8 protein-coding genes and 2 tRNA genes are annotated in these 11,637 nt (G+C 63.6%); 7 read left to right on the top strand and 3 right to left on the bottom strand.

Going from position 1 to position 11,637, the window contains the following annotated elements:
- Positions 1–6: 6 nt before the first annotated feature.
- The gene (locus QUV35_RS14920; protein WP_300875720.1) at positions 7–627 is read right to left on the bottom strand and encodes a toxin-activating lysine-acyltransferase; all 621 of its coding nucleotides are present in this window, start codon (positions 625–627) and stop codon (positions 7–9) included.
- 187 nt (positions 628–814) lie between these two features.
- Between QUV35_RS14920 and pgsA the strand changes: the two genes are divergently transcribed.
- Together pgsA and QUV35_RS14910 are read left to right on the top strand one after the other, a co-directional pair.
- Positions 815–1,384 carry a CDP-diacylglycerol--glycerol-3-phosphate 3-phosphatidyltransferase gene (gene pgsA / locus QUV35_RS14915; RefSeq protein ID WP_300875717.1) on the top strand — a complete coding sequence of 190 codons (570 nt, stop codon included), beginning with the start codon at positions 815–817 and terminating at the stop codon, positions 1,382–1,384.
- 10 nt (positions 1,385–1,394) lie between these two features.
- Positions 1,395–2,285, top strand: a complete 891-nt coding sequence (locus QUV35_RS14910) for a DMT family transporter (RefSeq protein ID WP_300875714.1) — start codon at positions 1,395–1,397, stop codon at positions 2,283–2,285.
- On the opposite strand, the gene QUV35_RS14905 is transcribed toward QUV35_RS14910, so the two are convergent.
- Positions 2,242–3,222 carry a LysR family transcriptional regulator gene (locus QUV35_RS14905; RefSeq protein ID WP_300875711.1) on the bottom strand — a complete coding sequence of 327 codons (981 nt, stop codon included), beginning with the start codon at positions 3,220–3,222 and terminating at the stop codon, positions 2,242–2,244. The two genes, QUV35_RS14910 and QUV35_RS14905, sit on opposite strands and share 44 nt — an antisense overlap.
- A gap of 91 nt (positions 3,223–3,313) precedes the next feature.
- Here QUV35_RS14905 and QUV35_RS14900 point away from each other — a divergent pair, with 91 nt between their 5' ends.
- From QUV35_RS14900 to QUV35_RS14880, 5 genes are all read left to right on the top strand, one after another.
- A complete protein-coding gene (locus tag QUV35_RS14900; RefSeq protein WP_300875708.1) occupies positions 3,314–4,405 on the top strand; it encodes a tartrate dehydrogenase in 1,092 nt (363 codons plus the stop codon).
- A 255-nt stretch (positions 4,406–4,660) separates the two neighbouring features.
- Complete coding sequence (locus QUV35_RS14895) at positions 4,661–4,933, top strand: HU family DNA-binding protein (protein WP_056273362.1); 273 nt, start codon at positions 4,661–4,663, stop codon at positions 4,931–4,933.
- A gap of 18 nt (positions 4,934–4,951) precedes the next feature.
- A tRNA-Val gene (locus QUV35_RS14890) sits at positions 4,952–5,027 on the top strand.
- Positions 5,028–5,115: 88 nt separating this feature from the next.
- Positions 5,116–7,038 carry a SurA N-terminal domain-containing protein gene (locus QUV35_RS14885; protein WP_300875703.1) on the top strand — a complete coding sequence of 641 codons (1,923 nt, stop codon included), beginning with the start codon at positions 5,116–5,118 and terminating at the stop codon, positions 7,036–7,038.
- 57 nt (positions 7,039–7,095) lie between these two features.
- Positions 7,096–7,171: transfer RNA gene (locus QUV35_RS14880), tRNA-His, on the top strand.
- Between the two features lie 357 nt (positions 7,172–7,528).
- Here the strand turns inward: QUV35_RS14880 and QUV35_RS14875 are convergent.
- Positions 7,529–11,560 (bottom strand): hypothetical protein, encoded by a 4,032-nt coding sequence (locus QUV35_RS14875; RefSeq protein WP_300875701.1) that lies wholly within the window; start codon positions 11,558–11,560, stop codon positions 7,529–7,531.
- Positions 11,561–11,637 lie beyond the last annotated feature (77 nt).

Here is an 11,637-nt window from a genome sequence, read left to right as displayed (position 1 = left end):
AGCCGCTCAGTGGCAGGCGAGGTCGGGCCGCTCCCGCGGCAGCAGTTCGGCCGGCACGGTGACTCCCCAGCTCGAGAGGCCGGGCCATGAGAGCTCACTGATGTCGGCGCTCTGGATCGGCCGGTCCTGCCACCAGGCTTGTGCGCCATGCGGCGTGCAGGTGGCACCGCGCCAGGTCAGCACGCTGCGGCCGTGGGGCCCTGTGCGCCGCGACAGGCTGCGCGCGGTCTGCCGCGCGAACAGACGCAGCATCGCTTCGCGCAGACCCAGCGACTGGCCGAACGGCGACACCCAGTCGATCAGCCAGAGGCGGTCTCCGCTGCGCCAGTCGGCAGGTGCCATCGGCGCAGCCGGCTCGGCGATGTAGCGGCTCTCCGCCCTGGCACTCAGGCAGGCGTACAGCAGCAAGGCGACCGGATCGCGATCGCCTGTTGGCGTGCGGGCACTGACCAGCACGTACTGGCCTTGTTGAACCGGTTCCAGCAAGCGGTTCTGAAGGTGCTTGATCGACAACTGGCGCTGGCGCGGCAGGTGCATCCAGAGCCACACGGCCGCTCCGAAGGCCTCGCTGGTGCGGTTGGCCTCGCCGGTGAGTTGGGGCGCCTGGAACAGGTAGGTGATGGACATGGTCGGTTTCTCGGGTCGCGCTGGGGTGAGAATGGATTCCAAAGTACTGCAGGAGAGCGCGCCGATCTTATCGACGCCTCTGATCAAGGAAATACCCAAGAGGCATTAGGAGGATCGCCGGAGGGACTGAGACCGGTGCTTGGGTCGCGCCGCGTGCCGGCGCTGGGGCAGCCCGCATAATCCAACGATGTTTTTCAACCTCCCCACCCTGCTCACCTGGGCCCGCATCGTGGCCATCCCGTTGATCGTGGGGGTGTTCTATCTGGACAGCATCAGCGTGGCGCAGCAGAACTGGATCGCCACCGTCATGTTTGTCGTGTTCGCCCTGACCGACTGGGCCGACGGCTACCTGGCGCGCAAGCTCAACCAGACGTCGGCCTTCGGTGCCTTTCTCGATCCGGTGGCCGACAAGTTCCTCGTGTGTGCAGCCTTGCTGGTGCTGGTGCACCTCGAACGCGCCGATGTGTTTGTGGCGCTCATCATCATCGGCCGTGAAATCGCCATTTCCTCGCTGCGCGAATGGATGGCCATCATTGGCGCCACCAAGAGCGTGGCGGTACACATGATCGGCAAGGTCAAGACCACCGTGCAGATGGTGGCCATTCCTTTCCTGCTGTTTGACGGAACGCTGTTCCGCCTGATCGACACCCATCTCTGGGGCACCTGGCTGATCTGGATCTCGGCGGTGCTGACGGTCTGGTCGATGGTTTACTACCTGAAGAAGGCCATCCCCGAGATTCGCGCCAAGTCGCGTTGAGGGCCAGGCGATGAATTCCCCGACGCAAGACAACGCGTGGTTGCGCGCGATGCCCTGGGTGTTCGTGCTGATCTGGAGCACAGGGTTCATCGTTGCGCGCTACGGCATGCCGCATGCCCCGCCGATGAAATTCCTTGCGGTGCGTTATGCACTGTCGATCGCCTGCTTCCTGCCATGGATCGTGCTGGCCGGCGTGAAATGGCCTGCCACCCGCGCCCAGTGGTTTCACCTGGCCGTCACCGGCGTGTTGATGCATGCCGGCTACCTGGGTGGGGTGTGGGCGGCCGTCAAGGCCGGCATGGGCGCCGGTCTCTCGTCGCTGATCGTCGGTCTGCAGCCGGTGCTCACCGCCATCTGGCTGTCGAGCACGGGCTCGCGCGTGAACAGCCGCCAGTGGCTCGGGTTGCTGCTGGGTTTTGCAGGGCTGGTGCTGGTGGTGTCGCGCAAGTTCGGCGATGGCGGCCCGGGCGATCAGGCCAACTGGTTCAACCTGTCGCTGGCGGTGATGGCGCTGCTGGCGATCACGGTGGGCACGCTCTACCAGAAGCGCTTTGTGGCGGCTTGCGACGTGCGCACCGCCAACGCCGCGCAGCTTATGGCGGCCTTGCTGGTCACCTTGCCCCTGACCCTGCTGGAGGCCGAAGCCATGCAGTGGAACGCCGAGCTCTTTGGCGCGATGGCCTGGTCGGTGCTGGGCCTCACGCTGGGCGGCAGCTCGCTGCTCTACATGCTGATCCAGCGCGGCGCTGCGGCTTCGGTCACCAGCCTCATGTACCTGGTGCCGCCGTGCACCGCGCTGATTGCCTGGCTGTTGTTCGCCGAACCCATCACCGCGGTCACGCTGGCCGGTACCTTGCTCACGGCGTTCGGCGTGAGCCTGGTGGTGCGCGCTTCGCGCTAGGGCTGCGCCGCGCCGGCTTCCAGGGCTCGGTGCGGAAGTGCTCGGCAAGAAAGTCCACCAGCAGTCGGATGCGCCGGGGGGCTTGTGCCCGGTAGGGCGCGAGCCAGTGGATGTCGGCGTCGGGCATGGCGTGACCGGGCAACACCCGCACCAGCGCCCCGCTGGCCAGCTGGGGCGCGATGTCCCACAGGCTTCGCAGCATGATGCCGTGGCCGGCCAGGCACCAGTCGCGCACCAGTTCGCCGGAGTTGCTCGACAGCGGGCCCTGCACCGGCACATGCTTCACCTGAGGATCACCGCGTGCCTGCAGCCGCCAGTGGTCAAAGCGCTGCCCGGGCCCGCCGCCGTTTTCGCGGACCACCAGACAGGCGTGGCCGGCGAGATCCTGCAGGGTGCCGGGTGTGCCGTGTTGCTCCAGGTAGGCGGGCGCGGCCACCAGCACGCGCTGGTTCGTGGCCAGCCGGCGCGAGACCCATTCGGCGGCGCGATCGCCGGGTGCGTTCCACAGCCAGATGGCGCCATCGAACCCGTCCACGGCCAGGTCGGGCAGCTGTTCGGTCAACTGCACCTGCACCTGCACGCCGGGGTGGCGCGCCTGGAATGCGGCCAGGGCAGGGCCCACCCAGAGTCGGCCGAAGCCCAGTGTCGCGGCCAGGCGGATCGGCCCTGAGGGTTCGCGCTGGCGCTCGCGCAGCTCCGCTTCCACCTCGTCGAACGCGCGCAGCAGGTGAGCGGCGCGTTCACACAGCGTGTCGCCCTCGGCCGTGGGACTCACGCTGCGCGTGGTGCGCTGGAACAGGCGCACGCCGAGTTGCGCTTCCAGCGCGGCCAGCCGCTTGGTCACGACCGAGGGCGCCACCCGCATCGAACGGGCGGCCATCACGAGGCTGGCATGTTGCCGCACGGCGAGCACCAGTTCCAGGTCGGGGCGGTCCAATTGTTTCCTTTTCAGAATGAATGGATTGCCGAATTATTGCCCACTGCGTGGATATGCTTGGTGCACTCCCATCCAACCCGAGGTAGCACCCATGAGTCAGCATCGCATTGCCGTCATCGCCGGAGACGGCATCGGAACCGAAGTCGTGCCCGAAGGCATCCGGGTTCTGGAGGCCGCTGCAAGCCGCTTCGGCATCGATCTCCAGTTCGACCATTTCGACTTCTCGAGCTGCGACTACTTCGAGCGACACGGCAAGATGCTGCCCGACGACTGGAAGGACCAGATCGGAGGTCACGACGCCATCTACTTCGGCGCGGTCGGCTGGCCCGACAAGGTGCCCGACCACATCTCCCTGTGGGGCTCGCTGCTGCTGTTCCGCCGCGAGTTCGACCAATACGTCAACGTGCGCCCGGCGCGCCTGATGCCCGGCGTGATTGCCCCGGTGGTGCGTCGAGACGGCAGTGCGCGCGCGCCCGGCGAGATCGACATGGTCATCGTGCGAGAGAACACCGAAGGCGAGTACAGCAGCATCGGCGGGCGCATGTACCCCGGCACCGAGCGCGAGATCGTGATGCAGGAAACCGTGATGTCGCGCATCGGTGTCGACCGCGTGCTGCGCTACGCGTTCGAGACCGCTCGTTCGCGCCCGAAAAAACACCTCACCAGCGCCACCAAGAGCAACGGCATCGCCATCACCATGCCCTACTGGGACGAGCGCGTGGCCGAGATGGCCAAGGCCTACCCCGATGTGACGGTCGACAAGTTCCACATCGACATCCTGACCGCGCATTTCGTGCAACGGCCCGACTTCTTCGACGTGGTGGTCGGCAGCAACCTGTTCGGCGACATCCTGTCCGATCTCGGGCCCGCCTGCACCGGCACCATCGGGATCGCGCCGAGTGCCAACCTCAATCCCACGCGCCGGCACCCGTCGCTCTTCGAGCCGGTGCATGGTTCGGCACCGGACATAGCAGGGCGCGGCATTGCCAATCCGATCGGGCAGATCTGGTGTGGGGCGCTGATGCTCGACTTCTTGGGTCACAAGGCGGCGCACGATGCCGTGATGGGTGCCATCGAGTCGGTGCTGCTGCCCGACAGCGGCGCGCCACGCACCGCCGACCTGGGCGGACGGGCCGGCACCTCCGATGTCGGTCGCGCCATCGCGCAGGCGATCAAGGGCTGATCGCACCGGCTGTGCGCGAGAGTGGCGGCAGTGAAAGCGTCTAGAATCTCGCCTCTTGAGCCACCGGGGTGGCGCACGCCGCCGCTGTGTATTGACAGGGGTTGCGGGCCATGGGTCTAATCGCTTTGCGTGTGTCACGGTCATCTCTCGTGACCCAGCATCCAACAGACCCAGTCCCACGGCAGCCATCCGCGCCGTTTCAGGACAAGCTTTGTACCTGCGGAACAACTCATCTCAATCCAAGAGGGGCCATTTGTGAACAAAACAGAACTCGTCGAACACATCGCCAAGAACGCCGACATCTCCAAGGCGGCCGCCACGCGTGCACTCGACTCGACCATCACCGCCATCCGCACCACCCTCAAGAAAGGCGGCACCGTGTCGCTCGTGGGTTTCGGTTCGTTCGCCGTCACCAAGCGCCCCGCCCGCAAGGGTCGCAATCCGCGCACCGGCGACGAGATTAAAATCAAGGCCGCCAAAGTGCCGAAGTTCCGCCCGGGCAAGGCCCTCAAAGACGCACTGAACTGAGGTGCCCGCTTTTCGGTGGGGTGCTTAGCTCAGTCGGTAGAGCGGCGCCCTTACAAGGCGTAGGTCGGCGGTTCGACCCCGTCAGCACCCACCACCATCAAAAAGGCGAACCCGGGTTCGCCTTTTTTGTTGTCGGCACCGGCGACACTTTTCATTCTTTTTGAAGCAGCAGGGTTCCAGGCATGTTCGATACCATCCGCAACCACAAGAAGTACCTCATGGGCTTCTTGATGATCCTGATCATTCCTTCGTTCGTTCTCTTCGGCATCGAGGGCTACACCCGCTTTGACGGCGAAGGCGAGCCTGTGGCAACGGTGGATGGCGAAGACATCACCAAGACCGAATGGGATCAGGCGCACCAGCTTGAAACGCAACGCGTGCGTGAAGCCATGCCCACCCTGGACGCGCGGCTGCTCGAGAGCGACGAAGCCCGTTACGCCACGCTGGAGCGCCTGGTGCGCGAACGCGTGTTGGGCGTGGCAGCGCAAAAATTCAACCTGTTCACGAGTGATCAGCGCCTGGCGCGTGAGCTGCAGCAGAACGAAGCCATTGCGACCCTTCGCAAGACCGACGGCACGCTGGACGTGGAGGCCTATCGCGCGCTGTTGGCGCGCCAGGGCTTGACGCCCGAGATGTTCGAGGCGCGGGTCCGGGCCGACCTGTCGCAGCGCCAGGTGTCCCAATCCATCTCGGGTTCGGGCTTTGCGCCCACGGGCCTGGCCAACGTTTCCTTGAATGCATTCTTTGAGCGCCGCGAGGTTCAGGTTGCGCGCTTCAATGCCGCCGAGTTTGCCGCGAGCGTCAAACCCACCGATGCCGAGATCGAAGCTTTCTACAACGCGAACGGCCCGCTGTTCCAGGCGCCCGAGCAGGCCGACATCGAATACCTGGTGCTCGATGCAAAAGCCCTCCAGTCGACGCTCGCACTCAATGAAGCCGATGTCCGCGCCTACTACGATCAAAACGCCGGTCGCCTCGCCGGCGCCGAAGAGCGCCGTGCCAGCCACATCCTGCTGACGGTGCCTGCGGGCGCACCCGCAGCCGACAAGGAAGCCGTGCGAGCCAAGGCAGCCGCCTTGCTGGAACAGGTGCGCAAGAATCCCGAAACCTTTGCAGAAGTGGCCAAGGCGCAATCACAGGATCCCGGCTCTGCAGCGAGCGGAGGCGATCTCGACTTCTTCGCACGCGGCGCGATGGTCAAGCCGTTTGAAGATGTGGTGTACGCGCTGCCCAAAGGCGGCATCTCCGATCTGGTGGAGACCGAGTTCGGCTTCCACATCATCCAGCTCACCGACATCAAGACACCGCCCCAGCGCAGTTTTGAGTCCATGAAGCCGGAGATCGAGGCCGAGCTGCGGCAGCAGCAGGCGCAGCGACAGTTCGCCGAGGCCGCCGAAACCTTCAGCAACCTGGTCTACGAACAGGCCGACAGCCTCAAGCCGGCGGCAGAGCGCCTCAAGCTTGAAATTGCAACAGCGCAGGGCGTGCAGCGACAGCCCCAGGCCGGAGCCACCGGCGTGCTGGCCAACGATCGATTGCTGGCCGCCTTGTTTGCGCCGGATGCCGTCGAGCAAAAGCGCAACACCGAAGCCGTTGAAACCGGCTCCAGCCAGCTGGTCTCGGCGCGCGTGGTGAAGCACTCACCCGCGCGCACGCGGCCTCTGGACGAAGTGCGCGATGCGGTGCGCACCCGCCTGGTCGCGCAGCGCTCGGTGGAACTGGCGCGGGAAGAGGGCGCCCGTCAACTGGAGGCCTGGAAGGCCGGTGGCGCTCCCAGCGGGCTGTCTGCCGTGCAGACCGTGTCGCGCGAGAACCCGCAAGGCCTTGCCCAGCCAGTGCTGCTTGCAGCCCTGAGTGCCGATCCGAAGAGCCTGCCGGCCTGGGTCGGTGTGCCGATCGAGCGCGAAGGTTATGCGATCGTGAAGGTGGAAAAGGTGCTGCCGCGCGTGACGCGCGAAGCGCAGGCGCTGCAACAGGAAGTTCAGCAATACAGCCAGTGGTGGGCCACGGCAGAAAGCCTGGCTTACTACGAGACCCTCAAGGAGCGTTTCAAGGTCCGCATTCTGGTGGACGAGCCCAAACCCGCAGCGGTGGCTGCCCGTTGAGCCAGACAGCACCGTTGCCGGGGCGACTCGAGTTCGGGCTATAATTTGCCGCTTGCGGTGGCTGTAGCTCAGTTGGTAGAGTCCAGGATTGTGATTCCTGTTGTCGTGGGTTCGAGCCCCATCAGCCACCCCATATAATTCAACGACTTAGCCCGGTTTCGACCGGGCTTTTTCGTTTCTGGCGATTCCGTGTAGCCACGGTGTAGCCAGCAGTACCGGGTTTTGTAAAGAGTATCCAGCGTGTGAGGCCTCGCCCGGACGCAGCCTGCGTACTCGCGGTGCGTACCACGCCCGTAGCGCCCAATGGGCAGCGGGGGAACCCACGCTACTACAGCGCCTAGACTTGGACAGTTTTGTCCACCAGATATCCCGTGGTTGGCAGCAAGCGCCCATGAGCCGATTTCGCACTAACCGTGCTCACTAACCGCACCCGATGGTGAGCCTCAGTACATGAAAAAACCTGAAGTGTGGCTGGGCATGAAGAAGGACCTCAGCGCCATCGCGAATGTACGCAAAAGTCAGCACGAGACGCATCTTGGCTGCCCGTCTTGGCCCTCTGCAGCCCCTCTGGCGATTGCTTCCACTGAAGCGCATACTTCGCAACAAGTGGGCTATCTGCAGACCTCTTCAGCAAAGAGCCGTAGTCCTCTGCCGGAACAACCTTCTGCAACCCCAGATGGAAAATCTCATGGAACAGCGTGGCGTAAGCCTCCCCGAAAGAGCCGATGTTGTCGGTGAAGAGGTAAATCTTGCCACCGAAGAGGGCGCCGCTGGGACTTGTCCCGACTGGTTCCCGGAGCCCAGGCAGTTGGCTTGGGCTTGCGCGAACATGGACCGGGAGACTCTCTTTGGAAACTTTCTGAAGCTTGTCAACAAGCCGCTGAATCTGGTCAGGGGTTGGCTTCGGGCCTGATGCCGGGGCCAGCAGGCCCTGACTGAACACCACATCTGCTTCGTTGCCCTCGGGTGCACCGGTCTGCGCGAGGTTGGTGCCCGTTTTGGGCTTCCCGCCCTGCTTCATCAACCCGGAGAAGGTCACGCCGCGCGGCTTCTCCACCAGGCGCTCGGCGTTTCGTTTGCCATCCTTGTCCAGAGGCATGAACAGCATCACCTCTCGGCCATCCGCGCCCACGGCCTGCATGTAACTGCCGTCCTTGAACCCAGTCAGCTGGTACACCTCGCCCTCGAAGTCCACCATGATCTGTTCGCCGGCCTCAACCCTGGCCTGGTACAGCGGGCGCTTCTTGTCGCCCTGGATGTAGCGATTGGGCCGTTCGCCGCGGCGGATGTCAGCCTGCTGCTCGGCAAAGGAAACTTGCGAGCGCAGCCACTCCATCACGCTCTTTGCCTCGGCCAGCTTGCTAGTGTCGATTTTCTTGCCGGCGATCTTGAGCTTGGTGTCGTACTGCCCTTTCAGAGAGTCCAGGCGGCGCTTGCCCTCGACGCCAAAATCCTTCGCCATGGAGAGCAGCGAATCGGGCGCCAGCGCATTGGCCAGCTTCGATGAAGCATCGGCGGCCTTGCCTTCTCCCCATGCGTATGTTTCAAACCCGGAGCCGTTCCAGGCCTGCAACACCCATTGGTCTTCGGCCAGCAGGCTTTGCCGCACCCGCAAGCGCAGCGTGCCAAAATTGAACTCATACCCGGATGGCGTAGCGTTCCCCAACGCGGCCTTGATGGCGCGGGCATAACCCGAAGCATCCTGCATACCCTTGCTCAACAGACCCGGCATACTCGGCGTGGCAGGCATCTTGGGCTTGTCGCCGCGCTCTAGCGGGGTCAGCGATTCCCACTCTTTCAGCGCCCGCTCAGCTGCGGGTTTGCGCGCCAGGTACTCGCCATAGGCCTTCTCGTACTTCTGGCGCTCCACGGCTTCCACGGCTTGCAGTTCAGCTGCGGTGCCTTTCTGGCCCGCCACCTCCACGGTGGACACGTCAGCCGCCTCGGCATAGTCAATGGCCTTCTGTGCCGCTGCTACGTCTTCATCGTAGGTTCTCAGGAACCCCTGCGCCTGGCTGCGTGCCAGCAGTTCGCCGCGCGAGTCGGTGTCCAGAAGATCCACCTCACGCTCGGCTTCCAACTTGAGCTTGAACACCGGATTGCCGGTGGACTGCGCCATGAACTCGGCGTACTGGTTGGAGTCGCTGCCTTCCTCGTCGGTGTGGTCCAGGCCGGCATTGCGGAATTCCTCGATGGCGCGTGACTTGCGCTCCAGCACCTGCCACATGACGGCATCGCTTGTGCCGGCGGTGGAGTAGGCGCGAATGTCCACCTCGAACCCATCCGGGTCGCGCTCGTACAGCGCGTTTTGCTGCCGGATGATCCGACCCTCGCGCTGCTCCACGTCGGAGGGGCGCCACGGCGCGTCCATGTGATGCAGGGCCACCAGGCGGCGCTGCGCGTTGGTGCCGGCGCCCATCTTGGCAGACGAACCCATCAGCACGCGGATGTTGCCGTCGTTCACGTCGGCAAACAACTTGGCTTTCTGCTCGGGGGTGTTGTAGTCATGGATAAAGGCGATCTCGGCTTCCGGGATGCCCTTTTCCACCAGCACCGCGCGCATGTCGTCGTAGACCGAGAAACCCACGTCAGCCGTGGTCATGGTTGCGTCCACGTCCTCTAGGCCAGTCAAGTAGGCCTCCATCTTCTCCGCAATCTCTGTGTCTGTGTTCGGGCTTTCGATCACCTCTTGGGCCATGCCTTCTAGCAGGCGCCACTGTTCAATAAACGTCGGCAGCGCCGTGACGCGGGCCAGCAGGCGCTTGCCATCAGCACCACCACCAAACAACTTCTCAACGCTTTCGCGGATCAGGCTTCGGGCCTCCTTCACGGCGTTCTTGGCCGGCGTTGACAGGTCGCAGAAAATCAGCTGCGCGCCGCGATCTTTCTCCCAAGCCTTCCATGTGTTGAACACGTTGGCTGCGGCCCGCATCACCTTGCCGTTCGCATCGCGCGGCGCGGTTGGGTCAACAATACGGATGTCCAGCGACATCTTGCGCGCGTCGGTGAGCACATACAGCGGGTTGTCGATCCTGGCGTACTCCTTGTTTCGCTTGTTGGCCTCGATGGCCTGCATACGCGCAACCAAGTAATCCATGTAGGTGGACTGCGCCTCGGTGATCGGACCCGACTCCAGCAACCGGCCGCCGCTCTTGACTTTGGGCACCGGGAAGTCTTCGCGCAGGGTCGTTCCATTCTTGGCGTTCTTGCGCCGGATGTCCTCCGCATGGATGCGCTTGAGGTCGGCCATGCTGATGACATCGGCAAACTGCTCGTAAAGCTGCTTGAGCGCGCTCAGGTTGTTCAACCCGGCCAGCACGCGGCGTGGCTTTAGCTTCTGCGTGGCGGTGTACTCCAGTTTGGTTTCGGTGCGCGCGTAGGCGCCCGACCACGAATCAAAGTTCAACTGGTTGCGGTCCACAAGATCCTTGTGCGCCAGGTACTTCATCATCGTGTAGAGCTCGACCAGCGAGTTCGACACGGGCGTACCCGTGGCGCCCGTCACCGCGCCACCTCGGGCCAGCAGCCCGCGAATTTTCAGGTACAGGTCAAAAGCCTTTTTGGAGCCTTTGGGGTCGTTCATGCCGACCACGCGCTCGCCGGCCGTCGAATACTCAAGATTCTTGAACTCGTGCATTTCATCGACGGCGAGGTAGTCAACACCCATTCTCTCGAAGTCGATGCCGATTTCATCCCGGCGCACATCCCGAAGTGCTTTCAGCTTGCCCTCGTACTTTTGCAGCTTCTCTTGAATCTGCGTGAGGGTGCGACCGCTCTCCTTCTTGGCCTTGAGTTCGTTCAGAACGTCCTGTAGTTCTTTGATCTGCTCATTGATGACCAATTCCTGATCGGCCGTCGGCGTTTCGATGAACGCCAGGGACGAGTGACCGATGATGACCGCATCGAAGTCGCCGGTGGCAATGCGCGAGAACAGCCGACGGCGGCGGTTCTTGGCGAAGTCATCAGGCGTGGCGGCCAGGATCTTGGCCCCTGGATACAGGGCGTAGAAGTCGCGGGCCCACTGCGTCACCAAATGGTTGGGCACCACGATCATGGGCTTGCGGGACAGGCCCAGCCGGCGGCGCTGCATGGCCCCGGTGATGACAGTGAAGGTCTTGCCGGCACCGACCACATGGTCCAGCAGCACGGTCGGCGCCTGCACGATGCGCCAGGCGGCATTCTTCTGCGTCGTGCGCAGTTCAATCGACGGGCTGGCGCCCACCGCACGAAGGTACTTGTTCCCGTCGTACTGGCGCGCGACGTGGGTGTTCATCTTCTCGTTGAAGGCGTCCACCACCTTCTGCACGCGGTCGTCGTTTGACCAGGCCCACTCGTTGAAGACCTTGGCCATGCGCTCGACCAGCAAGGTCACCTCCTTGGTGGCTGGCTCGTTCTTGATGCGCTCGCCCTTGCTGCCTGTGTTCCAGATGGTGATGGGCTTGCCGCTGGCGGCCGAATTGAACAGCTCCACCACCGACTTATTCGAGTTTTTGAATTGCGTGGCGAACTCGGTTTCGCTCATTCTGTCGCCCGACCCAATAATAATGGGCGGATTCAAAAGTGAAGTGCAACACCTGCCACCGAGTAAGGTCAGCAGAT

This window comes from Hydrogenophaga sp., assembly GCF_030373225.1.
In the GTDB taxonomy this organism is placed as follows: domain Bacteria; phylum Pseudomonadota; class Gammaproteobacteria; order Burkholderiales; family Burkholderiaceae_C; genus Hydrogenophaga.
This window is presented reverse-complemented; position numbering and strand designations above follow the sequence as displayed.

Coding starts and splice junctions, on each gene's coding strand:
- QUV35_RS14910 (WP_300875714.1), top strand. CDS start 1,395: ATGAATTCCCCGACGCAAGACAACGCGTGGTTGCGCGCGATGCCCTGG.
- QUV35_RS14920 (WP_300875720.1), bottom strand. CDS start 627: ATGTCCATCACCTACCTGTTCCAGGCGCCCCAACTCACCGGCGAGGCC.
- QUV35_RS14900 (WP_300875708.1), top strand. CDS start 3,314: ATGAGTCAGCATCGCATTGCCGTCATCGCCGGAGACGGCATCGGAACC.
- pgsA (WP_300875717.1), top strand. CDS start 815: ATGTTTTTCAACCTCCCCACCCTGCTCACCTGGGCCCGCATCGTGGCC.
- QUV35_RS14875 (WP_300875701.1), bottom strand. CDS start 11,560: ATGAGCGAAACCGAGTTCGCCACGCAATTCAAAAACTCGAATAAGTCG.
- QUV35_RS14885 (WP_300875703.1), top strand. CDS start 5,116: ATGTTCGATACCATCCGCAACCACAAGAAGTACCTCATGGGCTTCTTG.